21 protein-coding genes are annotated in these 23,624 nt (G+C 44.4%); 14 read left to right on the top strand and 7 right to left on the bottom strand.

Annotated features, from left to right (window positions below; translation table 11 throughout):
• Positions 1 to 165: 165 nt before the first annotated feature.
• Positions 166 to 1,587 carry an aminotransferase-like domain-containing protein gene (locus NI469_RS07335; protein WP_253174745.1) on the top strand — a complete coding sequence of 474 codons (1,422 nt, stop codon included), beginning with the start codon at positions 166 to 168 and terminating at the stop codon, positions 1,585 to 1,587.
• A 48-nt stretch (positions 1,588 to 1,635) separates the two neighbouring features.
• Here the strand turns inward: NI469_RS07335 and NI469_RS07330 are convergent, their stop codons facing one another.
• From NI469_RS07330 to NI469_RS07320, 3 genes are all read right to left on the bottom strand, one after another.
• Positions 1,636 to 2,985, bottom strand: a complete 1,350-nt coding sequence (locus NI469_RS07330; RefSeq protein ID WP_184412974.1) for a DcaP family trimeric outer membrane transporter — start codon at positions 2,983 to 2,985, stop codon at positions 1,636 to 1,638.
• A 108-nt stretch (positions 2,986 to 3,093) separates the two neighbouring features.
• The gene (locus tag NI469_RS07325) at positions 3,094 to 4,467 is read right to left on the bottom strand and encodes an MFS transporter (RefSeq protein ID WP_253174744.1); all 1,374 of its coding nucleotides are present in this window, start codon (positions 4,465 to 4,467) and stop codon (positions 3,094 to 3,096) included.
• 229 nt (positions 4,468 to 4,696) lie between these two features.
• Positions 4,697 to 5,608, bottom strand: coding sequence for a LysR family transcriptional regulator (locus tag NI469_RS07320; RefSeq protein WP_005100217.1), 912 nt, complete (start codon positions 5,606 to 5,608; stop codon positions 4,697 to 4,699).
• A 115-nt stretch (positions 5,609 to 5,723) separates the two neighbouring features.
• On the opposite strand from NI469_RS07320, the gene NI469_RS07315 reads away from it, so the two are divergent.
• The 12 genes from NI469_RS07315 to pcaD all read left to right on the top strand — a co-directional run bounded on the left by NI469_RS07315 (position 5,724) and on the right by pcaD (position 16,925).
• On the top strand, positions 5,724 to 6,833 hold the full coding sequence (locus tag NI469_RS07315; protein ID WP_004647035.1) for a muconate/chloromuconate family cycloisomerase: 1,110 nt from the start codon (positions 5,724 to 5,726) through the stop codon (positions 6,831 to 6,833).
• A 13-nt stretch (positions 6,834 to 6,846) separates the two neighbouring features.
• Complete coding sequence (gene catC / locus NI469_RS07310) at positions 6,847 to 7,137, top strand: muconolactone Delta-isomerase (RefSeq protein ID WP_004647036.1); 291 nt, start codon at positions 6,847 to 6,849, stop codon at positions 7,135 to 7,137.
• A 154-nt stretch (positions 7,138 to 7,291) separates the two neighbouring features.
• On the top strand, positions 7,292 to 8,212 hold the full coding sequence (catA, locus tag NI469_RS07305) for a catechol 1,2-dioxygenase (RefSeq protein WP_253174743.1): 921 nt from the start codon (positions 7,292 to 7,294) through the stop codon (positions 8,210 to 8,212).
• 74 nt (positions 8,213 to 8,286) lie between these two features.
• Positions 8,287 to 9,675, top strand: coding sequence for a benzoate 1,2-dioxygenase large subunit (benA, locus tag NI469_RS07300; protein WP_253174742.1), 1,389 nt, complete (start codon positions 8,287 to 8,289; stop codon positions 9,673 to 9,675).
• Entirely contained in the window at positions 9,672 to 10,163 is a 492-nt protein-coding gene (gene benB, locus NI469_RS07295) for a benzoate 1,2-dioxygenase small subunit (protein WP_004647040.1), read from the top strand. The genes benA and benB overlap by 4 nt, the downstream gene beginning before the upstream one ends.
• 90 nt (positions 10,164 to 10,253) lie before the next feature.
• Positions 10,254 to 11,270 carry a benzoate 1,2-dioxygenase electron transfer component BenC gene (gene benC / locus NI469_RS07290; protein ID WP_086044945.1) on the top strand — a complete coding sequence of 339 codons (1,017 nt, stop codon included), beginning with the start codon at positions 10,254 to 10,256 and terminating at the stop codon, positions 11,268 to 11,270.
• Positions 11,271 to 11,287: 17 nt separating this feature from the next.
• Complete coding sequence (gene benD, locus NI469_RS07285) at positions 11,288 to 12,073, top strand: benzoate diol dehydrogenase BenD (protein WP_004731107.1); 786 nt, start codon at positions 11,288 to 11,290, stop codon at positions 12,071 to 12,073.
• 56 nt (positions 12,074 to 12,129) lie between these two features.
• A complete protein-coding gene (benE, locus tag NI469_RS07280; protein WP_004894958.1) occupies positions 12,130 to 13,350 on the top strand; it encodes a benzoate/H(+) symporter BenE in 1,221 nt (406 codons plus the stop codon).
• Positions 13,351 to 13,387: 37 nt separating this feature from the next.
• The gene (locus NI469_RS07275) at positions 13,388 to 14,059 is read left to right on the top strand and encodes a 3-oxoacid CoA-transferase subunit A (RefSeq protein WP_253174741.1); all 672 of its coding nucleotides are present in this window, start codon (positions 13,388 to 13,390) and stop codon (positions 14,057 to 14,059) included.
• A 19-nt stretch (positions 14,060 to 14,078) separates the two neighbouring features.
• Positions 14,079 to 14,735: a 3-oxoacid CoA-transferase subunit B gene (locus tag NI469_RS07270; protein WP_253174740.1), complete on the top strand. Its 657-nt coding sequence runs from the start codon at positions 14,079 to 14,081 to the stop codon at positions 14,733 to 14,735.
• Between the two features lie 136 nt (positions 14,736 to 14,871).
• Positions 14,872 to 16,077, top strand: coding sequence for a 3-oxoadipyl-CoA thiolase (gene pcaF, locus NI469_RS07265; RefSeq protein WP_004731114.1), 1,206 nt, complete (start codon positions 14,872 to 14,874; stop codon positions 16,075 to 16,077).
• Between the two features lie 68 nt (positions 16,078 to 16,145).
• Positions 16,146 to 16,925 (top strand): 3-oxoadipate enol-lactonase, encoded by a 780-nt coding sequence (gene pcaD, locus NI469_RS07260; protein ID WP_247143752.1) that lies wholly within the window; start codon positions 16,146 to 16,148, stop codon positions 16,923 to 16,925.
• A gap of 64 nt (positions 16,926 to 16,989) precedes the next feature.
• On the opposite strand, the gene NI469_RS07255 is transcribed toward pcaD, so the two are convergent.
• Positions 16,990 to 17,877, bottom strand: coding sequence for a DMT family transporter (locus NI469_RS07255; RefSeq protein ID WP_253174739.1), 888 nt, complete (start codon positions 17,875 to 17,877; stop codon positions 16,990 to 16,992).
• 477 nt (positions 17,878 to 18,354) lie between these two features.
• Positions 18,355 to 18,801, bottom strand: coding sequence for a GNAT family N-acetyltransferase (locus NI469_RS07250; RefSeq protein ID WP_004731121.1), 447 nt, complete (start codon positions 18,799 to 18,801; stop codon positions 18,355 to 18,357).
• Positions 18,802 to 19,207: 406 nt separating this feature from the next.
• On the opposite strand from NI469_RS07250, the gene NI469_RS07245 reads away from it, so the two are divergent.
• Positions 19,208 to 20,275, top strand: a complete 1,068-nt coding sequence (locus tag NI469_RS07245; RefSeq protein WP_004731123.1) for a zinc-binding metallopeptidase family protein — start codon at positions 19,208 to 19,210, stop codon at positions 20,273 to 20,275.
• A 190-nt stretch (positions 20,276 to 20,465) separates the two neighbouring features.
• On the opposite strand, the gene NI469_RS07240 is transcribed toward NI469_RS07245, so the two are convergent.
• Entirely contained in the window at positions 20,466 to 21,635 is a 1,170-nt protein-coding gene (locus tag NI469_RS07240; RefSeq protein ID WP_253174738.1) for a thiolase family protein, read from the bottom strand.
• Positions 21,636 to 21,718: 83 nt separating this feature from the next.
• Entirely contained in the window at positions 21,719 to 23,500 is a 1,782-nt protein-coding gene (locus NI469_RS07235) for an acyl-CoA dehydrogenase C-terminal domain-containing protein (RefSeq protein ID WP_253174737.1), read from the bottom strand.
• Positions 23,501 to 23,624: the final 124 nt, after the last annotated feature.

Raw genomic sequence — 23,624 nt, 5'->3', positions numbered from 1 at the left:
TCCACAGAAAATTTGAGACCTGATTTTCACTTTAATTGTCTTGCATCAAGACTCAAGCTTAAAAATAGAATGTCAATAATCCTATTCCTCCCTTTTGTTATATTAAGCATCCTAAAATATGCTATAAATCAAAATAATTAGAACAGTTTTAGTTCAAGAAAGTATATGTATAAGTCTGAAAAACTGGCACAAAATATTCGTCAGATGATTGAAAATGGCGTATGGAAGGCACATGAAAAATTACCTTCACTTCGCGAACAGACCCAATTATCTGGTTATAGCCTGATGACTGTACTCAATGCTTATCAGGAACTTGAAGCGCAAGGGCTGCTCTATGCCAAAGACAAATCGGGCTATTACGTTGCAGAACACACTCAAGCTCTGCTCAATAGCAAACAGTCCGCCCAGATTGGTTTAAATCCTAAAATTCAAATCAATTCGGTGGTATTTAATTATTTAAAATCGACTCAGTCAGCAGAGATTGTGCCTTTTGGTTCTGCCTTTCCCAATGCAGAGCTGTTATATAACGCTAAATTTATGCAGATTCTGGCGCAGCAGGCCAAAAGAAAAAGCAGTTATAACAATCAGAACCATATGCCGCCTGGTAATCAGGACTTGCGGCAACTGATTGCCAACCGTTATCAATTGCAAGGGATTACCTGCAATCCAGATGACATTGTCATTACGTCCGGCGCACTAGAAGCACTGAATCTGTCTTTACAGGCCTTAACCCAACCCGGTGATTTTATTCTGCTACAGCAAACCATATTTTATGGTGCCTGGCAGGCAGCCGAGCGTCTGGGATTACAGGTGATTACGATTCAGGAACATCCACAGTTGGGCTTTGATCTGGAATCATTTGAACAGGCTTTAAAACAGTATCCGATCAAGGTGTGCTGGCTGATGCTGAATGCCCATAATCCGATTGGTTTTAGCGTCAGTTCTGAAATTAAACAGAGAATTGCGGAACTCTTGTATGAATATCAGGTGTATTTAATCGAAGATGATGTTTATCAGGAATTAAATTATGGTGCAGCCAAGCCGTTACCCGTTAAATATTTTGATCAACATCAGATGGTTTTGCACTGCGCCTCATTTTCGAAAACGCTGGGGATGGGTGCACGCGTCGGCTGGGTGTACGCCGGCCCATTTTCCGATGCCATTCAGCACTTACAGCTCATGAGCACTTTAACGGTCAGCCCCTTACTGCAAAATGCGCTGGTCGAATTTATTTCACATCATCATTATGAAAAACATTTGCGGCATTTAAGGCAGCATCTGGAAAAATATAAAAAAAAATTTTATCAGGAACTCAAAGCGCGTTTGGGAAGCATCTGTGAAATTTACTATTATTCCAGTGGTTATTTTCTCTGGATTGAGTTGCCTAAAGAAGTCGATGCCCAGCAGCTCTATGAACAATTACTTCAACAACATATTTCAATTGCCCCTGCACTGCTGTTTAAGCCTGAGCCTGCAAGCCAACATTATATTCGCCTGAATTGTTCGTTTGAATGGACAGCCAAGATTGAAGATGCAGTCAATCTGCTGGCAGAAACCATTCTTCAAAATAGTAAAAGCGCGGATTAATTCATCCACGCTTCTGTTACAGATCAGACTCTCTCATTGAAAGAAGTCTTAGAAGTTGTAAATAGCCACCGCATTAATACGGTTATCTTCACCTTTAGTGCTGCCATTCGTGGCTGCACCTAATGCCTCACGTTCACCATATACATATTCCAGACCGAAACTTAAAGGCTTGGTTGGGCTATAGAACACGTTAGCCCAAGCTTGCCATAAGTCTTTATTAGCCTTGGTCGCATTAGATTGTGTCGCATCCGCAGGAGTTGAGGCGATTAGTGCATTAACATAGTCTTGATCATTACTAAAATTCATATAGCCATAACCCAATGTACCGCGCAATTTGTCATTAAACTGCTGGGTTAGGCCAACTGAAATTGAATCAAATTCGCTTTGTAATAAATCGCCATTTGCAGCGGTAATCACACCCGTATTTGCATAAGACACAAAGCTGCTATCGCCTTTAACATGGTAATAGTCAGCTTTGAGCGTTGTACCCGGTAAAACATCATACTTGGCACCTAAACCTACACCCCATGCCATTTTTTCATCTTCATTGACACGCTTTTCATTCCCCATCGCACGGGCACTGACTGTAAGATTATCAGCAAATTTATGATTTAAACGTGCTGTTAAAGCAGGTAGACGTTGTTTAATACCAGTAATAGTTGCATCTTTAGGATCTTCTACTGCAAATACCAGATTGGTTTCAGGACTGATTGTGCTGGTATAACGAACTTGTGGCGTCCGTTTAATTGAACCGCCAGCGTAAACCAATGCATCTACAGTTTCTGGAATATAATCTGGCACCGCAAAGTTCGACCAGGTTTGACCGATCAACCAGTTGGCATAACTGATATAAGCATGACGGATGCGCAAGTTATCAAAGCTTGCGCCGCCCAGAAAATCCACTTCAACTTTACCGCTTAAAGCTTTATCTCCAGCACCGACTGGTGCTTTAAAATCCATGCCTAAACGGGTTGCAGCCAGAGTAGATTTAAATTCATCACTACGCTCACCGACACCTTCTAAAGGTACAGCATTAATCTGGTTATACATACGTGCTGCTGAACCACCTTCAGCCTGATAAGAGGCATCGGCACGAATATTTCCATAAAGATTAAATTCGGCACCACTGGCAATTTTCATGACAGGTTTGCTTGCTGGAGCAGGTGTTGCTGCAACATGTGCAGTGACCACAGCCGTTTGTCTTTGCTGTTGCTCAACCAGTGCGCGTAGAGCCTGAACTTCTTGGCGCAATTGTTCAATTTCCTGCTGATTCGACTGAGCTGAGGTTTGTGCTTGAGTCGACAAGCTGATGCCCCCTAAACTCATTGCCATCATGCTCATCAAAACTGTGCGTTTGAATGTGATTGTTGGTTGATTAAATAATTGTGTCGTGTTCATCCTAAACTCGCTTTTTATTATGCGTTTCGATTCTAGCAACAGATCACCACCCGTTACGATGGCGATCTATATCATTGGGAATATTATCTTTATTGATTGAAATCTAACTTAATGTGTCGCTTCTTTTACCATTGGGTTTGGTTCTACACTAGACGTTGCAAGGGCTTGGCCATCTACCGAGGTTTTTAAATTCACTAAGAAAATTGCCAGCGCCGCGATGACACCAGGAATCGCAATTGCAAAGAAGTTCATTTGATGCGGTAAATTCATGGTCAATAAAGCACCAGTGAGTACCGGCCCAACAATTGCACCAATACGTCCAATACCAGATGCCCAGCCCATACCGGTAGAACGTACCGTCGATGGATAATACTGCGCCACAAAGGTATAAAGCAGGATTTGAGAGCCAATCGTTGCAGCACCTGCCACAGCAATCAAGGTATACAGTACGAATTGCGGACTGTTAAAGCCAAGCAGAATCAAGGCAATGGCACCGCAGAAGAACATGATGGTCAGCACTTTTTTGATATGGAATTTATCTGCGAGATATCCCCCACCAATGGCACCTACCATTCCACCAATATTCAGTGCGAACAGGAAGATCATACTGGCACCTAGCGAGTAACCTGCCTGAATCATCAGTTTTGGCAACCAGCTACCCAATGCGTAGACCATCAACAGGCACATAAAGAATGCCAGCCAGAACATGAAGGTACTAAAACTACGGCCTTGTTGGAACAGGGCTTTTAATGGCGCTTCATCACCCTTTTGCACTTCATTCAGGACAAGCTGGGTATCACTGGTAATGACCTGTGTCGGAGAAATTTTCTGAATAATCGTGTGTGCTTGAGCCGTCTGTTGCTTGTTGGTCAGGTACATCAGGGATTCTGGCAGATATTTCCATAGAATCGGCAAGATGAGCAATGGAATGCCGGCAAGCAGGAACATGATTTTCCAGCCAAATTGCGGCACCAACCATGCACCGAGTAGCGCAGAAGTCATCCCGCCAATGGCATAACCACTAAACATCAACGCAACCAAGGTGCTGCGGATACGTTTAGGTGCATACTCGGTCATCAAAGCGACCACGTTAGGCATGACCCCGCCAATACCCAAACCAGCCAAGAAGCGCAAGATTCCAAATTCGATTGGTGATGTGGCAAAGGCACCAATGAATGTGAAGCCGCTAAAAATAGCCACACAGATCATGATGGTTTTTTTACGGCCGAGTTTATCGGACAATGTACCGAAACTCATGGCACCAAACATCATTCCGAATAAGGCAGTACTAGCCAGCATTCCAGCTTGCACTGCACTTAACGACCATTCTTGCATCAGCAGCGGCAATGCCACCCCATAGATGACCAGGTCATAACCGTCAAAAATAATGATCAGCAAACACCAGATCAAAACACCCCAATGAAAAGGTGTGAACTTTGCTTCATCGATCAGCGTATTTATATTCACTTTATTTGTAGACATCTTCACCTCCTAATTGTGAAGTTCAATTTATGAGATTCACAATGCAGAAGATGTCCATAAATGTCCAAAACTGAATAGGCATACTTCTATACCTATAAAGTCTGCCTTCAAGAAAAGGCTTTATTTACTATGCCTTAATGATATTCATCCAAATAAAACGACTTTAATTCAGTCATTAAATAATAATTTCACCTATTTTATATAGCATCTAAAAAGTTTTTAATCTTGTTTAAAACACCGCACGATCATATTTAATCGCCTCAAGATCATAGACCTGATAGACCGCATCAAACAGATAACGAATATATTCACTTTCATCCATGTTACGAATCGCCATAAAGACCGGACTGACCGCAAATTCATCTAATAAAGGGATAAAGTTTAAATGTGCCAGACGAATATTCTGGGCACTTTCCGGCACGATACAAACACCCTCTCCAGCAGCCACAAAACCCAGCGCCAGTTGCAATTCACTGACTGCACGGATATTTTTCGGCTCTAGTCCATACTCGGAAAATATACCGCGCACCTGGGTCGAAAAATTTGCCTTACCATTATTCGGGTATAAAAAGAGTGGCTGATCCACCAGTTCAGCTAGGTTCACGCCATCTCGTTGCGAGAGAAAATGGCTGGAATGCGCAGCGACCATGAGTCTTTCTTCACGCAGCAACACCCGTTTCACTGCTGGATCTGAAATTCTCAAGCGTCCAAAACCGACATCAATCCGCCCTTCCTTAAGTGCCTGAATCTGCTCTGAAGTATTCATTTCAACCATCTCAATTTTGAGCTGGGGATGTTGCTGCTTAAATAAAAACACAATACGCGATAGCAAACCGAACAATAACGAGCCAACAAAACCAATACTAATGGTGCGATCCGCGATACCAATCCGTTTGGTCATCGATTTTATTTCTTCCGCATTAGACAAAAGTTTAACCGCATGCTGGTAGAAGAATTGACCGGCTTCGGTGGTCTTAAGCGGTCGGCTACCTCTTTCAAAGAGCTGAATATCCAGTTCCTGTTCCAGATTTTGTATTTGTCTGCTTAAAGGTGGTTGAGCAATAAACAGTTTTTCTGCCGCCTTGGTAAAACTTTGTTCTTCGACGACTGCGACAAAGTAACGCAAATGCCTGAGTTCCATATTCCTGCATACCTTTAAAGTATAAAAAAATGCTAAATCGATCTTAGACCAATCAAAATTATTCTTTTAAGGTATATCAAGTCAAAACATTAAAGCAAGAATGTGAACCCGTATTATGTATAAGTCAGTTGAAACCTTGCTGGTAGAAATTCCAACCATTCGCCCTCACAAGATGGCAGTGGCGACGATGCAAACCCAGACCCTGGTCTTAGTTAAAATCACCACTGAAGATGGTTACATCGGTTGGGGTGAAGCAACAACTATCGGTGGCTTAGGTTATGGTGATGAAAGCCCGGAAAGCGTAAAAGTTAATATTGAAACTTATTTTGCGCCTCTTTTAAAAACATTATCCGGTTTAAATGTTGCACAGACATTACAAGCAATCAAAAAGAATATTAATGGTAACCGTTTTGCCAAATGTGCGATTCAGACTGCACTTTTAGACATTCAGGCACAACGTTTAGGTTTGCCATTAAGCGAAGTCCTCGGTGGCCGCTTACGTGACAGTATTCCAGTTCTTTGGGTATTGGCTTCTGGCAATACCGAAAAAGATATTGCGGAAGCAGAGAAAATGGTTGCGGCAAAACGTCACAACATTTTCAAACTCAAAATCGGTTCGCGTCCGGTAGAAGAAGATGTTGAACATGTGCTGGCAATTAAGAAAGCCTTAGGCAAAGACGTTTCAATCCGTGTGGATGTGAACCGTGCCTGGTCAGAACTGGAAGCGATTAAAGGCATTCAGTTATTGCAAGATGGCGGTGTTGATCTGATTGAACAGCCATGTGCAATTGATAACCTGGATGCCATGCGCCGTCTGACCCGACGTTTTGATGTTGCCATCATGGCAGACGAATCGTTAATGGGCCCGCACTCAGCGTATGAGATTGCCAAACAAAACGGTTCATCTGTTTTTGCAGTCAAAGTTGCCCAGTCGGGTGGCCTGATTGAAGGTTGTGAAGTAGGCAAGATTGCCAAACTTGCAGGTATTGACCTGTATGGCGGCACCATGCTGGAAGGCCCTGTGGGCACGATTGCTTCGGCACATGTGTTCTCTACTTTTGAAAGTCTGGCGTTCGGTACCGAGCTGTTTGGTCCTCTACTGCTGACTGAAGATATTTTGAAAACCCCGCTCAACTATCAAAACTTTGAACTTGAGATTCCGAAAGGGCCAGGTCTGGGGATTGAGTTGGATGAAAACAAGATTGACAACTTGCGTCGTCAGTAATTAGGAGAAACCCATGCTTTTTCACGTACGTATGGATGTAAACATTCCACGTGATCTGCCAGTTGAACAGGCAAACGAAATTAAGGCTGTTGAAAAGGCTTATTCACAGGAATTGCAGCGTCAAGGCAAATGGCGTCATATCTGGCGCATCACGGGCCAGTACTCAAACATCAGTATTTTTGATGTTGAAAGCAATGAAGAGTTGCACAACTTGCTACAAGGCTTGCCTCTCTATCCTTATATGAACATTGAAGTGATGGCATTAAACCGTCACCCATCTTCAGTTCGAGATGACGACAGTTGATTAAATGAGCGGATTGGGAGTCACCGGATTCCCCTTCCGAATCGAAAACAGAGGGTACCTCAACAAGGATTGTGGCCAGCCAGATTTAGCCAGCCAATGAAAGCTAAAAAAGTGCGCCACTAAAAGATGAAAGACATACTTTAGGAGCAATAGTATGAATCGCCAAGAAATTGATGCATTAGTTAAGCAAATGAACGTTGATACAGCGACAGGACCAGTAGATGAGCGTGTCCAGCAAATCGTTGTGCGCCTGCTAGGTGACCTTTTCCAGGCGATCGAAGATCTTGATATTTCTCAGTCAGAACTGTGGAAAGGTCTGGAATACTTTACCGATGCCGGTCAAGCCAATGAATTAGGCCTACTGGCTGCAGGCTTGGGTCTGGAACACTACTTAGACTTACGTGCTGATGAAGCAGATGCTAAAGCAGGCATTACGGGCGGTACGCCACGTACAATTGAAGGTCCGTTATATGTGGCGGGTGCTCCTGAATCTGTCGGCTTTGCCCGTATGGATGATGGCTCTGAAGAAGGCAAAATTCCGACACTGATCATTGAAGGTACAGTTAAAGATACTGACGGCAATATCATTGAAGGTGCCAAAGTTGAAGTTTGGCATGCCAACAGCCTGGGCAACTACTCATTCTTTGACAAGTCACAGTCTGACTTTAACCTGCGCCGTTCTATTTTCAGCGACCAGGATGGTAAATATGTAGCTTTAACCACTATGCCAGTAGGTTATGGCTGTCCTCCAGAGGGCACGACTCAATTCGTACTGGACAAATTAGGCCGTCATGGTAACCGTCCATCACACGTGCATTACTTCGTTTCTGCACCGGGTTACCGCAAGCTGACAACTCAATTCAACATTGAAGGCGACCAGTACCTGTGGGATGACTTTGCATTTGCGACTCGTGAAGGCCTGGTGGCAACTGCGGTTGATGTAACTGATGAAGCTGAAATTGCAAAACGTGGTTTGAAAGGTCCTTTCAAACATATTCAATTTGATATTGAACTTGTGAAAGAAAAAGCAGACGTACCTTCTACTGAAGTTGATCGCCGCCGCGCAAGCGCTTAATGCAAAATGGATTCGGGGTGTTGCTCCAAGCACATCCCGATGACTTCCCCTCCTTGGAAAGTCGGAGAACGGACATGCCTCGTATTCCTGTAATTAACACCAGTCATCTTGATCGTATTGATGAGCTTCTAGTTGACGATTTTGAATCTGGTGAATTTAAACTTCACCGGTCTGTATTCACAGACCAAGCCCTGTTTGACCTGGAGATGAAATACATCTTTGAAGGCAACTGGGTTTATCTGGCACATGAAAGCCAGATTCCAAACAACAACGATTTCTATACGACCTATATGGGTCGTCAGCCAATCATCATTGCGCGTAACCGTCAAGGTGAACTGAATGCAATGATCAATGCTTGTTCGCATCGCGGTGCACAATTATGCCGTAACAAGAAAGGCAACAAAGCAACTTACACCTGCCCATTCCATGGCTGGACCTTCAATAACTCAGGTAAGTTATTAAAAGTAAAAGACCCGGCTGAAGCGGGTTATTCAGACTGCTTTAACAAAGACGGTTCACATGACCTGAAAAAGGTTGCCCGTTTTGAAAACTATAAAGGTTTCCTGTTCGGCAGCTTGAATCCGGATGTTCCTTCTCTGGAAGAATACCTGGGCGAAGCGACCAAAATCATTGACATGATCGTGGATCAGTCTGAACAAGGTCTGGAAGTTTTACGTGGTTCTTCGACTTATACCTATGAAGGTAACTGGAAGTTGACTGCTGAAAACGGTGCTGATGGTTATCACGTGTCTGCTGTACACTGGAACTATGCTGCAACGACTCAGCAACGTAAAGAAAAAGAAGCTGGTGACAACATCCGTGCGATGAGCGCAGGTGCATGGGGCAAACAAGGTGGTGGTTCTTACGGCTTTGAACATGGTCATATGCTTCTTTGGACGCAATGGGCAAACCCGGAAGACCGTCCTAACTTTGCCAAGAAAGATGAATACACTGCGCAATATGGCGAAGCCATGGCGAAGTGGATGATCGAACGTTCACGTAACCTGTGTATCTATCCAAACGTTTACTTCATGGATCAGTTTGGTTCACAAATCCGTGTCCTACGCCCGATTTCTGTCGATAAGACTGAAGTGACGATCTACTGTATCGCACCTGTAGGTGAAGAACCAGAAGCACGTACCCGTCGTATCCGTCAGTATGAAGATTTCTTTAACGCTTCAGGTATGGCGACACCAGACGATCTTGAAGAATTCCGTGCTTGTCAGGCAGGTTATGCCGGTATCGCGCTGGAATGGAACGACATGTGCCGTGGTTCTAAACATTGGATTCAAGGTCCGGATGATGCTGCCAATGAAATCGGTTTAAAACCAAAACTGTCTGGTATTAAAACTGAAGATGAAGGTTTATACCTGTCTCAGCACCAGTACTGGTTAGAATTGATCAAAAAAGGTATTGCGACTGAGAAAGAAATTGCAGCATCCACTGAAGGAGAAAACGCATGAGCGACATCACTTTAGAAAATATTGCTCAGTTCCTGTATCAAGAAGCCCGCTTTTTAGATGATGAACAATGGGATGACTGGCTAACTTGTTATGCCCCTACTGCGTCTTTCTGGATGCCAGCTTGGGATGATGATGACAAACTGACCACAGATCCACAGTCTGAAATCTCATTGATTTACTATCCAGACCGTCAAGGTTTAGAAGACCGCGTGTTCCGGATCAAGACTGAACGTTCATCTGCAACTATGCCGGACACACGTACCTGCCATAACATCAGCAATATTGAAATTGTTGAACGTGATGGCGACAAAGTGACTGTACGTTTTAACTGGAATACTTTGAGCTTCCGTTACAAAACAAGTTACAGCTACTTCGGTATGTCTCGTTATGAAATTGATTTCTCAGGCGATAAACCACAAATTTTAAGCAAATACGTGGTACTGAAAAACGATTACATCAACCAGGTTATCGACATTTATCACCTCTAAGACTGTTTAAACAGCCAGGTTATGCCTTTCGGTCAGATGGAAAATTGGCTGAAAGGCTCAGTTACAAAGATTTATATAGGATATTCAGCCATGTCAAACCACAATGTTGCACTTCAATTTGAAGATGGCGTTACACGTTTTATTTCTGTTTCAGATGGTGAAACACTGTCAGATGCAGCCTACCGTCAAAAGATCAATATTCCTTTGGACTGCCGTGATGGTGCTTGTGGAACGTGTCGTGCGTTTTGTGAATCAGGTTCTTATGACATGCCTGAAGAAACTTATATTGAAGATGCTTTAACACCTGAAGAAGCCGCTGAAGGCTTTATTCTGGCTTGTCAGTGTAAACCAACTTCAGATGCAGTGTTCCAGATTCAGGCATCTTCAGAAGTCTGCAAAACTGAAATTCATGAATTCCAGGGTACTTTGGCTCGTGTCGAAAACCTGTCTGACTCGACTATTACTTTTGACATCCAGTTAGATGAAGGTCAACCGGACATTCACTTCCTGGCTGGTCAATATGTGAATGTAGGAATTCCGGGCACGACCGAAACCCGTTCATATTCATTCAGCTCAAAACCGAGTGACCGTTTGACCGGTTTCGTAGTACGTAATGTACCGAACGGCAAAATGAGTGAATTCTTAAGTAAAAATGCCAAAGCTGGCGACAAGATGACTTTTACCGGTCCATTTGGTAGCTTCTACCTGCGCCCTGTGACCCGTCCTGTCTTGATGCTGGCGGGTGGTACAGGTATTGCACCATTCATGTCAATGCTGCAAGTGCTGGAAGAAAAAGGTTCAGAACATCCAGTGCGTTTAGTATTTGGTGTGACCAATGATTTCGACTTGGTTGCCATTGAAAAACTGAACGAACTGCAAGACAAATTCCCGTGGTTCGAATACCGCACTGTAGTAGCAAATCCAGAATCTGCACATGAGCGTAAAGGCTATGTGACCGGTCATATTGAGAACGAATGGCTAAATGGCGGTGATGTAGATGTTTACCTGTGTGGCCCTGTACCAATGGTTGAAGCAGTTCGCGGCTGGCTGGATGCTGAAGGTGTGAAACCTGCAAGCTTCCTGTTTGAAAAATTCTCTGCCAATTAATAGAGGGAATTTGTTCAATGTCTAACCGTCAAAGATTTGAAAATAAAGTTGTAATCGTGACGGGTGCCGCGCAAGGCATCGGTCGCGGTGTCGCGCTGCAAGTGGCGAGCGAAGGTGCCCAAGTCGTCATGGCTGACCTTTCCCCTTATGTAGAAGAAGTTCTGGCTGAAATTGAAGCGACTGGCGGTGATGCGATTACGGTCAAAGCCAATCTGGAAACGTTTGCTGGTGCTCAATCAGTCGTTGAAAAAGCGCTAGAAACGTATGGTCGTGTCGATGTGCTCATCAACAACGTCGGTGGCGCGATTTGGATGAAACCTTTCGAGGAATTTTCTGAAGAGGAAATTATCAAGGAAGTGAACCGTTCATTGTTCCCGACCTTGTGGTGCTGCCGTGCAGTACTTCCGGAAATGATTAAAAATCAGAAAGGTACCATTGTAAACGTGTCTTCTATTGCGACACGCGGCATTAACCGTGTGCCATATTCGGCATCGAAAGGTGGTGTGAACGGCCTGACCGCTTCCCTTGCCTTTGAACATGCTAAAGACGGAATCCGTGTCAATGCAATCGCGACAGGTGGTACTGAAGCACCACCACGTAAAGTACCGCGCAATGCCAATCCACTGACTGAATCTGAAAAACAATGGATGCAGCAAGTGGTTGATCAGACCATTGACCGTACTTTCATGGGACGCTACGGTACGATTCAGGAGCAAGTGAATGCAATTGTATTCCTGGCTTCGGATGAATCATCTTATATGACAGGTACAGTGGTACCGGTCGGTGGTGGTGATCAGGGCTAATCCTGATCATCACGATTTTTAACAGGCTCATGGTTACGCAAGGAGGCACATCACCAATGAATACCCTGTTTCAGACATTAAAAAATGATTGGTCAATTTCAGCAACTGTTGCAGGATTTTTAGCAGTGCTGATTTCCTATTCAGGGCCACTGATCATTTTTTTCCAGGCGGCGCAGCAAGCTCAAGTTTCCCCGGACATGATGATTTCATGGATTTGGGGAATTTCTATTGGTGCTGCACTCGCAGGTATCTTTTTATCAATTAAATACAAAATACCTGTCGTCACCGCCTGGTCTGCACCCGGAACGGCTTTATTAGTTACGCTGTTTCCCGATATTTCGCTCAATGAAGCGGTTGCTGCCTATATCACCTCTGCCGTGGTGATTTTTTTCATTGGGATCACCGGTTATTTTGATAAATTGCTGTCCTGGATTCCTCAGGAAGTCGCTGCCGGAATGATGGCAGGGATCTTATTGCAGTTTGGTTTAGGGCTGTTTACCGCGACCGATACCATGCCCTATATCGTCTTTGGCATGCTGGCGGTATTTTTGCTGGCCAAGCGTTTCAGTCCACGCTATGCCATGGTCTGGGTACTGGTTGCCGGTGTGGTTTTAAGTATGTTACTGGGCAAGATTAACCCGGTCACGGCAGATTTTAGTCTGGCAATTCCGCAATTTATTGCACCGGAATGGACCTGGAGTTCAACCCTGAATCTGGCCCTCCCCCTGATTCTGGTCAGCCTGTCTGGCCAGTTTTTACCGGGAATGGCGATTATCAAACTCAGTGGTTATGACATGCCAGCCAAGCCAATTATTAGTGCAACCAGTATTGCCTCGCTTGCAGTGGCCTGTGTGGGGGGTATTACCATCGTATTGGCATCTATCACAGCTGCTTTGTGTCTGGGGAAAGATGCCCACGAGCTGAAAGAAAAGCGTTATATCGCTGGTGTGGCGAATGGGCTTTTTTATATTTTAGGCGGCTTATTTGCCGGCAGCATCGTCATGCTGTTTAGCCTGATGCCAAAAGAATTAATTGCGGCTTTGGCAGGACTGGCATTGCTCGGTGCGATTGCCACCAACATTTCCGTGGCCATGGGTAAAGAGTCGCAACGTGATGCAGCACTGATCACCTTTTTAGCGACTGCTTCCGGCATGCATTTCTTGGGACTGAGTTCAGTCTTTTGGGGAATTTGCATTGGCCTGGTAGCACATTTTCTGCTGTCACAGAAAAACCGTAACGCAGTTCCGGTTACAGCATCAGATTCAAAACGAGTTTAAAGACATCCATCAGTTTAGGATATGTAAGGACCAGATTATGATAGATAAAAGTTCATTATCATTGAAAGAAGCACTCTCCCAGATCAAGGACGGTTCTACCATTATGATCGGTGGTTTCGGTACAGCGGGTCAGCCTGCTGAACTGATTGATGGTCTGATCGAATTGGGTATTAAAGACCTGATTATTGTCAACAACAATGCCGGTAATGGCGATTATGGTCTGGCGAAACTGCTTAAAGCTGGCGCTGTGCGTAAAATTATCTGTTCTTTCCCGCGTCAGTCTGATTCCTGGGTATTTGACGAGTTATATCGTGCTGGAAAAATTGAACTGGAACTGGTGCCGCAAGGTAATCTGGCTTGCCGTATTCAGGCAGCAGGTATGGGCTTAGGTCCAATCTACACGCCTACCGGTTTTGGTACCTTGCTGGCGGAAGGCAAACCGACCATGAACTACGAAGGCAAAGACTACGTTTTAGAAAATCCAATTAAAGCTGACTTTGCTTTAATTAAAGCTTCTAAAGGCGATCGTTGGGGCAACCTGGTTTACCGTAAATCTGCCCGTAACTTCGGCCCGATTATGGCAATGGCAGCAGATGTGACCATCGCTCAAGTTTCTGAAGTGGTTGAACTGGGTGCACTGGATCCGGAACACATCATCACCCCGGGAATTTTTGTTCAACACGTTGTTCAAGTTAAATCTGCACAATAATTGGCATCGGAGAGAAATAATGAGCTATAGCAAACTGACCCGTGACCAGATCGCTGAACGTGTGGCACAAGACATTCCTGATGGTGCCTATGTAAACCTGGGTATCGGTTTACCGACCAAGATTTCAAGCTACCTGCCAAGCGATAAAGACGTCTTCCTGCATTCTGAAAATGGCCTGTTGGCTTTCGGTCCTCCTCCTGCTGAAGAAGACCGTGATCCTGAACTGATCAATGCCGGTAAAGAATTCGTAACCTTACTCGAAGGCGGTTCATTCTTCCATCATGGTGATTCATTCGCAATGATGCGTGGCGGTCATTTAGACATCGCCGTATTGGGTGCTTTCCAGGTCGCTGAAAATGGTGACTTGGCTAACTGGCATACTGGTGCTCCAGATGCAATTCCAGCAGTCGGCGGTGCAATGGATCTGGCTGTTGGCGCGAAAAAAGTCTTTATTACGACTGATCACGTGACCAAAAAAGGCGAGCCCAAAATCGTGGCTGAACTGTCTTATCCGGCGACTGGCCTGAAATGTGTCGACCGTATCTATACCGACCTTTGCGTGATTGATGTCACGTCTGAAGGGATGAAAGTGATTGAGAAAGTTGAAGGTCTGTCATTTGAAGAATTGCAGTCATTGACCGGTGCCAAACTAATTGATGCGACTCAATCAAATTAAGGGGAAGTCCCTCCTTTATTAAAGGAGGGATTTAGGGAGGATTTTTTGAAGAATAAAATTACTTCATTAAATCCCTCCCAACCTCCCTTTAAAAAGGGAGGAGTTTTCTTCTTTTAAATATGTGAGCAAATACACAATGAAAAACGCATATATTATCGATGCCATCCGTACTCCATTCGGTCGTTATGCCGGTGGCCTCGCGCCTGTCCGTGCAGATGACTTAGGTGCGCTGCCAATTAAAGCGTTGATGGAGCGCAATCCAAGTGTGAACTGGGAACAGGTCGATGACGTGATCTATGGCTGTGCCAATCAGGCCGGTGAAGACAACCGTAACGTCGGTCGTATGTCTTCTCTGCTTGCAGGCTTACCTTATCAGGTGCCAGCGACGACCGTGAACCGCCTGTGTGGTTCATCGATGGATGCCATCGCAATGGCAGCACGTGCGATTAAAGCCGGTGAAGCGAATCTGATTATTGCTGGTGGTGTAGAAAGCATGTCACGCGCCCCATTCGTGATGGGTAAGTCAGAAACGGCGTATGGCCGTAGCCAGAAGATTGAAGACACCACCATGGGATGGCGTTTTATCAATCCGAAACTGAAAGAAATGTACGGCGTAGAAACCATGCCGCAAACGGCTGAAAATCTGGCGGAACAGTTCAACATCAACCGTGAAGACCAGGACAAGTTTGCCTTGACCAGCCAGCAACGTACTGCAGCAGCACAGGCCAAAGGTTTCTATAAAAATGAAATTATTCCTGTAGTGATTCCACAGCGTAAAGGCGATCCGGTGGTTGTCGATACTGATGAACATCCGCGTGCATCTACCACTGCAGAAGCTCTGGCAAAACTGAAGCCTGTGGTGAAAGCAGAGGGGACGGTAACGGCGGGTAATGCTTCAGGGATTAACGATGGTGCAGCTGCCCTGTTGATCGCGTCTGATGAAGCAATTGCTCAACATGGCTTAAAACCGCGTGCCAAAATTATTGGCTCAACGGTTGTGGGTGTTGAACCACGTATCATGGGCTTTGGTCCTGCACCTGCTATCAAGAAATTACTGGCGCAAACCGGTCTTACTTTAGAGCAGATGGATGTGATCGAGCTGAATGAAGCTTTTGCAGCACAAGCTTTGGCTTGTACTCGTGACCTTGGCATTGAAGATGGTTCAGAGAAAGTCAATCCGAATGGTGGTGCAATTGCTTTGGGTCATCCACTCGGTGCATCTGGTGCACGTCTTGTAACTACAGCACTGAACCAGCTGGAACAAACCGGTGGTAAATATGGTCTTTGTTCAATGTGTATTGGTGTCGGTCAAGGCATCGCTTTGATTATTGAACGTGTTTAATTATTAAATGCTCTTTCTTCCCTCCTTTCCCAAAGGAGGGATCGAGGGAGGATTAAGGATTTTAAAAAATGCCAACATTTACATCCAACGATGCCCAGATCAATTACCAGACCTTTGGTGATGCCAGTAAACCTGCCCTGGTTTTTTCTAACTCACTAGGCACCAAATTCAGCATGTGGCAACCACAAATTAAATTTTTCCAGCAAGATTATTTTGTTGTGTGTTATGACACTCGTGGTCATGGGGCTTCATCTGCACCGCAAGGTCCGTATAGCTTGGAACAGTTAGGTCAGGATGTTGTAAACTTACTTGATCATTTAAAAATTGAAAAAGCTGCATTCTGTGGTATTTCAATGGGTGGTTTAACCGGTCAATGGTTAGCAATCAACAAGCCCGAACGTTTTAGCCACGTGATTATCTGCAATACTGCTGCCAAGATCGGTCAGGAACAGGCCTGGCTGGAACGTGCCGCACTGGTACGTGAACAAGGTCTGGCGCCGATTGCATCTACTGCAGCATCACGCTGGTTTACCGATCCCTTTATCCAAAGCAATGCAGCAATTGTTGCAGAACTTTCAAACGACCTTGGAGCTGGCAGCCCGGAAGGTTATGCGAGTTGTTGTGAAGCTTTGGCTAAGGCGGATTTACGCGAACAGATCAAAACCATTTCAGTGCCGGTACTGATTGTGGCCGGTCAGCAAGACCCCGTAACGACGGTTGCAGATGGTCAAGCCATGCAAGCTGAAATTGCACAAAGCCAGTTGTTTGAAATCAATGCCTCGCACATTTCCAACATCGAGCAACCTGAAGCATTTAATCAGGCAGTTCAGAAATTTATTGCCGCTTAAACAGATGCAAAGAAAAAGCCACTTTTTGAAGTGGCTTTTTTTATCTTCTCAATATTCGTTCAGATTAGGCCCAGATCACTAGAATCGCCGCAATCACTACCAAGCCTAGTCCCCAATGCTCCGCACGTGCCAGTTTATCTTTAAAGAAATATGCCGAAATCAGCATACTAAACAGAATCTCAATTTGTCCTAAGGTTTTCACGACCGGCACACTCATCATGCTCATGGCAGTAAACCAGCCGAGTGATGCCATAAAACTGCACACACTCACCTTAAAAGTTAAGCCCAGACGCTGCCACATGGCCACTAAAGTCTGGCGACTGAATAGGCTGAGGTAAAGCAGCATACTCAGGCACTGAAAACTGATCACCATTAACAGCACCCAGGCCGCACGATGCAAGGTTGGTAAAGTGGTTAATTCTAAACTGGCTTCGCGTACCAGTAGTGAGGTAATGGCAAAACTTAAACCGCTTCCGATGCCAATAGCCAGTGTTCTGGTTGAAAACCCGCTGACCTGTTGGCCTTTACTCAATAAAAATACCGCATATCCGCCCAGCGCCACACCAATCCAGGCCAAAAATGACAAATGATCTGCTAATAAGGTCACACCAATAATGGCGGCTAAAATGGCTTCACTTTTCGCCAGCCCCACCCCAACGGCATAATTTTTTTGCTTGAACAGTTGCACCATCAGTGCCGTAGCTAAAATCTGACTGCAACCCGCAATCACCACATAGACCCAGAACTTGGGCGTGAAGTGAATCACACTTTCAACTGGCTTGAAATAATACAGGCTGCTCAGGTAAAGCGCAGCGAATGGCAAACCGAAAATAAAGCGTGCCAGGGTGACTCCCCACACATCGACCGTGGTGCTGAGCTGTTTTTGAAAGGCGTTACGCCAAGCCTGCATAAATGCAGCAATTAAAGTGAAAAAAATCCAGCTGAATGCCATCTACTGATCGCTATTACTACAAAAGTGAATTAATTCTATGTCTTAACAAAAGGACTGACTAATTAAAAATAGGATGCTGGCCAATAGCAGAAAGTTTGGCTTAATTTGGAAAGATTCCAGCTGAAAAAATGCAATGTGATCTGCCAGTCATTTTAAAACGTGAAAATGGTACTAATTTTGCTTAGTCAAACCTTCCTAGGCTGATGTGTACAGTGTGTATTTATTCTATATGTTTAAAGTATGTAATTAGACCTGAAGTGTAATTGAACTCTTTTCTACTTGGCTCCAATATGAAATGCAATAACAACAAGTATTCATCAGTGAAGACGAATACCCCTGTACCAGATCGCCGGATGCTATCTCAAGTAATGGCACATTGTTATAGGTGAAATCACCTATAAAACAGTCAGAAAATGACCATTTTTTTGGAAAATTTTGGAATATAAAATTGTGCCTAACAGTTTTTTTAATTTTCTTTTAAAAATCTGGATAATCCTTTCGCATCGGGATAAAACGGATTCCATGTTCTTCCGTGTATTTTCCCGTTTCCACAAAACCAAAGCGCTTGTAAATATCCAAGGCATAAAGACTGGATTTTACCGTAATAATTGAATGGCCTTGACGGCGGATCTCGCTTTCTAAAAAGTGCCACATTTGCCGGCGGCCATAACCCTGCCCCTGATAGACTTGGTTCAGGAAAAAATGCATGAAGTGTGCAGGTTCCATATAAGCCACGACGCCTATCACCTGATGATCGATTTCTGCCACAAAATAATGAATGTCCGGACGCTCGAAAATGGTCTGGATCATCTCAGGCTGAAAGCGCTGGCGACCTTCTTCCGAACTGATCACGGCATCGACAAAGGGTGCAATCACATCGACAATGGCACGAGTATCCTGAAGATTGGCTTTTCTAATTTTCATGTTTTTTTTAATTCCTCTTTATTAGCTTGCTCACATTAAAAATTTTTTATTCTTAAAAGTTAGCTGTTCTTGAATGGACTTCCCCCAAATTTAAAAACCGGTCGAAATATTTGGTAATATCCTTCAATACGCCTTGTCCGTGTTTTTAAGATGGCAACTCACTCTATTTAAAAATCTATTTATTTAAAAGCTTGTTTAACTATACTTTTTTATTAAAACAAAGATTCAATTGATGTTTCATTTAATATCAAGCAGCCTATATTTACAATTCATCCATATAGAATTTTCAATGAAATTTTTATGATGTTTCTTTATCAGGAAGAAGATTAGGTAGGCATTCTGAACCTTTTTTCGTGTTCATCATCGATAAACATTTTAGGTCGTTCGCTTCCCTACAGGGAGTTTAATGAAACATTTTGAATGTGCCGTCTGCAAGCAACAGCTGTTTTTTTACAAATCAGTTTGTGATCACTGTCTGTCACCGATCGGTTATATCGCTTCGGAAAAAGAGCTATGCGCATTCGAAAAACAGAGTGCTGAGCGATGGGTTCCAATCGCCAAGAACTACCAACATGCCAGTTATAAACCCTGTCACAATTATGTAAATTATCAGGTATGCAACTGGATGATCCCCAGCGATGAAGACGAGGAATTTTGTGAATCCTGTCAGTTGACCCATGTCATTCCTGATCTGGAAAATTCCGAGAACCTGATTTACTGGTTTCGACTGGAAGAAGCCAAACGCCGTTTCCTGTATTTGGCCCAGCGCATGAACATGATGCCACGCCCTAAAAAGTCTGAAGATGATCCATTTGGTCTGCGATTTGATTTTCTCCTGCCCCAAGAAGATAAGCCTGTTTTAATTGGTCATGCCAATGGGGTCATTACCCTAAATGCAATTGAAGCCGATGTAGTTTATCGGGAAACTACACGTGTAAATATGGGTGAAAACTACCGGACTTTATTAGGTCATTTTCGCCATGAAAGCGGCCATTATTATTTTGCGCTCATGCAACATATGCATCCGGAATTGCTAGATGAATTCCGTCAGTATTTTGGCGATGAGCGGCAAGACTACAGCAAGGCACTTGAACGCCATTATAACGAAGGCGCACCAATCAACTGGCAGGAAAAGTATATCAGTGCTTATGCCACCGCCCATCCCTGGGAAGACTGGGCAGAAACCTGGGCACATTATCTGCATATGATGGAAACACTGGAAACTGCCTACTATGGTGGTATGCGTGTTGAAGGAAATGGCAGCTATCTGGCCAGCATGGATTTTAAAGAATGCCCGATTGGTGGACAGGATTTTGAACATATTCTGGAAAACTGGGTTACCTTGACCTTTAATCTGAATGCCTTAAACCGTTGTATGGGCCTGGAAGATGCCTACCCGTTCAAGCTGAGCGAAGCGGTTAAAGACAAGTTACGATTTATTCACCGGCATGTGCTGGAAAAAGTTTTTAAATAATTTAAAAAGTAATTTTTATAGTAAAACTATTGATGGAATGGGATCAGCAAAGTCTGAAAATATGGATTTTATTGTGTATTTTAAAAATTAATATGATTTAAAAAATCCCTGCTCCTGGCGAACCAAGAGCAGCAACTTTTGAATGAATCAGTATTTAGTTTGCTACCTGAATATACGATTTAAGATGGGCTTAAATTAGTTCCACAGCAATCGCAGTCGCTTCACCACCACCGATACATAAGGATGCAATCCCTTTCTTGCCGCCAGTACGTTTTAAGGCATGAATCAAGGTCACAATAATACGAGAGCCAGAAGAACCCAATGGATGACCAAGTGCACAGGCACCACCATTAATGTTCACTTTTGCTGGATCAAGTTTAAAGCCATCAATGGCTAACATAGTGACCATGGCGAACGCTTCGTTGATTTCCCAAAGGTCAACCTCCTGAGCATCCCAACCCGTTTTTTTCAGGACTTTTTCAATCGCACCCACTGGTGCAATGGTGAATTCTGAAGGATGCTGCGAATGGCTGGCATAGGCCACAATATTAGCCAGCGGCTTTAAGTTGCGCTGTGCAGCAATTTCACTAGAAGTCACGACTAGTGCCGAAGCACCATCAGAAATGGAGCTGGCATTTGCCGCAGTAATGGTGCCGTCTTTTTTGAAGGCTGGACGTAAAGTTGGAATTTTGTCAGCCTTGGCATTTAAAGGCTGTTCATCCTGCTCCACCACCACATCGCTTTTACGGCTGCTGACAGTGACCGGTACGATTTCATCTTTAAAGAAACCTTGCTGGACGGCGGTCACGGCTTTATTTAATGAGCCAATCGCATAGTCATCCTGCTGCTCACGCGTATAGCCTTTTTTATCCGCCATTTCCTGAGCCAAAATCCCCATCGACAGACCTGTTTCAGCATCTTCCAGACCTTCCTGGAACATGTGATCAATGACTTTTCCATGCCCCATACGGAATCCGGCCCGTGCCTTGTCCATTAAATAGGGTGCGTTTGACATCGATTCCATGCCGCCTGCAACTACAATCTCTGCTGAACCGGCCTTGATCGCATCTGCTGCCTGCATCACGGCTTTCATACCAGAACCACAAATTTTATTAATCGTGGTCGCACCAGTTGAATCCGGTAAACCTGCCTGACGCATGGCCTGACGTGCCGGACCCTGTTTTAAACCGGCTGGCAGTACGCAGCCCATGATCACTTCATCAATATCATTGGCCGACAGACCTGCACGTGCCACCACTTCTTTAATTGCCACAGCACCCAAATCCGGCGCGGTACAGCTTGAAAGTGAACCTTGAAAACCGCCCATCGCGGTACGTACTGCATCTACAATTACGATCATTTTAGTTTCATCCTTTTTCATCATTGTTATCAACCCTACATAGCTAAAGCGCTGTAGGGCTGGTCCTTCGCAATCATTGCGGGTTAAGCCTGTGTGGTAAAATAGTCTTCAGGCAACTGCATCACCAGTTCCGCACCGGCCTGAATACGCTGAATTCGTGCACTTAAATCCGGAAGTACTTTGGCCACATAGTAATTGGCCAGTACCAGTTTGTTCTGGAAGTAGCTGTCGTCTTTGGCTGCAGCGGCTTTGCTAATCCGCGCATACATATAGACAAAGCTGAGCAGCCCAACTGCATGTAAATAATCGACAGCAATCGCGTTGGCAAAGTCAGGATTCAGTTTAGACTGCTCGACGATGAATCTGGTGATGTCTTCAAGTTGCTGACAGGTTTCCAAGGTGGCGGATTTAATTGCTAAAGCATCATCCAGGCCTTGGGAAAATTCACGGATTTCAGCAATATATTCAGCGATATAAGCACCATTACATTTGGTGGTTTTACGCCCAATCAGGTCAATCGCCTGAACGCCATTGGTGCCTTCATAAATCTGTGAAATACGCAGGTCACGAATACACTGTTCCATGCTCCATTCACGGATATAACCATGACCGCCGAAGCACATTTGCGCTTCCAGTGCAGAATCCAGTGCTTTGTCCGTTAAGTAAGCTTTGGCGATTGGGGTTAACAGGGCCACACGGTCAGTTGCTTTACGCACCGCTTCAGGATCGGTTGAGTATTTAGTAATATCCAGCTGTTGACCCACATACACCGCGAAAGCACGTGAAGCTTCATTATTAGCACGTACATTGAGCAGCATACGGCGTACATCGCCATGGACCAGAATTGAATCGGCTGGTTTTTCTGGAGATTTTGCACCCGTTGATGCACGGCCCTGTAAACGGTCCGTCGCATATTGTGCCGCATTCTGGTAGGCAAATTCTGCTGCACCAATACCCTGAATTCCCATCGACAGGCGTTCATAGTTCATCATCACGAACATGCCCGCCAGACCTTCATTTTCGTTACCGACCATATAGCCTTTGGCACCGTCAAAGTTCATGACGCAGGTCGCCGAGCCTTTAATTCCCATTTTATGTTCGATTGAACCGGCAGATACTGCATTACGCTCACCCAGTGATCCATCTGCATTGACCAGAAATTTCGGCACAATAAATAATGAAATACCACGTGAACCTGCTGGTGCATTCGGAGTTTTTGCCAGTACCAAATGAATGATATTTTCACTCAAGTCATGCTCACCGCTGGTAATAAAAATTTTAGTGCCGGTAATATTGTACGAACCATCTTCATTCGGTTCAGCTTTGGTCTTGATCATGCCAAGATCTGTACCTGAATGTGGTTCAGTCAGACACATGGTGCCTGACCATTCACCCGTATAGAATTTTGGTAGATAGGTTTCTTTCTGTTCCTGTGAAGCACGATCATTGATCGCCATGCCCGCACCCACGGTTAATAGCGGGTAAAGCATAAACGATGGATTAGTACTCCAGATCATTTCATCGGCCAGAACGGTGAGCATTTTTGGCATGTTTTGCCCGCCCCATTCTTCACTGGCACCTAGACCTACCCAGCCACCTTCAGCGAACTGTTTGAAGGCTTCCTTAAAGCCAGCCGGCGTTGTCACTTCACCATTGTTAAACTGAGCACCACCGTCTTCATCTGCAGGACGATTCAGGTCTAGAATGACATTCTTGGAAAATTTGGCCATCTCTTCCAGAATTGCATTTGCCGTTGCCATATCTAAATGTGCAAGATTTTCATTACTTTGCCAAAATTGTTCAGCATGAAATACATCATTTAAAATAAATTCCATGTCTTTTAACGGCGCATTATAAATCGGCATTTTTAAATTCCTTAAAGGGTGATACTCAATCCTGTTGCCAAATATTGTCTAATTTTCATTAGAATCCAGACAGGCTATTTTAAAATCGTGATATCCAATTCCTGCAGTATTAAATCTATATCTA

Origin of the sequence: Acinetobacter lwoffii (genome assembly GCF_024129735.1) — a bacterium.
GTDB lineage: Bacteria > Pseudomonadota > Gammaproteobacteria > Pseudomonadales > Moraxellaceae > Acinetobacter > Acinetobacter lwoffii_H.
Note: the sequence above shows the minus strand (reverse complement) of the source record. Positions and strands in the feature narration are given on the sequence as shown.

Excerpts from the sequence above, each read along its gene's own strand:
- pcaD (WP_247143752.1), top strand. The coding sequence starts at position 16,146 with ATGCCAACATTTACATCCAACGATGCCCAGATCAATTACCAGACCTTT.
- NI469_RS07320 (WP_005100217.1), bottom strand. The coding sequence starts at position 5,608 with ATGGAACTCAGGCATTTGCGTTACTTTGTCGCAGTCGTCGAAGAACAA.
- NI469_RS07335 (WP_253174745.1), top strand. The coding sequence starts at position 166 with ATGTATAAGTCTGAAAAACTGGCACAAAATATTCGTCAGATGATTGAA.
- NI469_RS07275 (WP_253174741.1), top strand. The coding sequence starts at position 13,388 with ATGATAGATAAAAGTTCATTATCATTGAAAGAAGCACTCTCCCAGATC.
- benC (WP_086044945.1), top strand. The coding sequence starts at position 10,254 with ATGTCAAACCACAATGTTGCACTTCAATTTGAAGATGGCGTTACACGT.
- benE (WP_004894958.1), top strand. The coding sequence starts at position 12,130 with ATGAATACCCTGTTTCAGACATTAAAAAATGATTGGTCAATTTCAGCA.
- catA (WP_253174743.1), top strand. The coding sequence starts at position 7,292 with ATGAATCGCCAAGAAATTGATGCATTAGTTAAGCAAATGAACGTTGAT.
- benB (WP_004647040.1), top strand. The coding sequence starts at position 9,672 with ATGAGCGACATCACTTTAGAAAATATTGCTCAGTTCCTGTATCAAGAA.
- catC (WP_004647036.1), top strand. The coding sequence starts at position 6,847 with ATGCTTTTTCACGTACGTATGGATGTAAACATTCCACGTGATCTGCCA.
- NI469_RS07330 (WP_184412974.1), bottom strand. The coding sequence starts at position 2,985 with ATGAACACGACACAATTATTTAATCAACCAACAATCACATTCAAACGC.
- NI469_RS07325 (WP_253174744.1), bottom strand. The coding sequence starts at position 4,467 with ATGTCTACAAATAAAGTGAATATAAATACGCTGATCGATGAAGCAAAG.
- pcaF (WP_004731114.1), top strand. The coding sequence starts at position 14,872 with ATGAAAAACGCATATATTATCGATGCCATCCGTACTCCATTCGGTCGT.
- NI469_RS07250 (WP_004731121.1), bottom strand. The coding sequence starts at position 18,801 with ATGAAAATTAGAAAAGCCAATCTTCAGGATACTCGTGCCATTGTCGAT.
- benA (WP_253174742.1), top strand. The coding sequence starts at position 8,287 with ATGCCTCGTATTCCTGTAATTAACACCAGTCATCTTGATCGTATTGAT.
- NI469_RS07245 (WP_004731123.1), top strand. The coding sequence starts at position 19,208 with ATGAAACATTTTGAATGTGCCGTCTGCAAGCAACAGCTGTTTTTTTAC.
- NI469_RS07315 (WP_004647035.1), top strand. The coding sequence starts at position 5,724 with ATGTATAAGTCAGTTGAAACCTTGCTGGTAGAAATTCCAACCATTCGC.
- NI469_RS07235 (WP_253174737.1), bottom strand. The coding sequence starts at position 23,500 with ATGCCGATTTATAATGCGCCGTTAAAAGACATGGAATTTATTTTAAAT.
- NI469_RS07240 (WP_253174738.1), bottom strand. The coding sequence starts at position 21,635 with ATGATCGTAATTGTAGATGCAGTACGTACCGCGATGGGCGGTTTTCAA.
- benD (WP_004731107.1), top strand. The coding sequence starts at position 11,288 with ATGTCTAACCGTCAAAGATTTGAAAATAAAGTTGTAATCGTGACGGGT.
- NI469_RS07255 (WP_253174739.1), bottom strand. The coding sequence starts at position 17,877 with ATGGCATTCAGCTGGATTTTTTTCACTTTAATTGCTGCATTTATGCAG.
- NI469_RS07270 (WP_253174740.1), top strand. The coding sequence starts at position 14,079 with ATGAGCTATAGCAAACTGACCCGTGACCAGATCGCTGAACGTGTGGCA.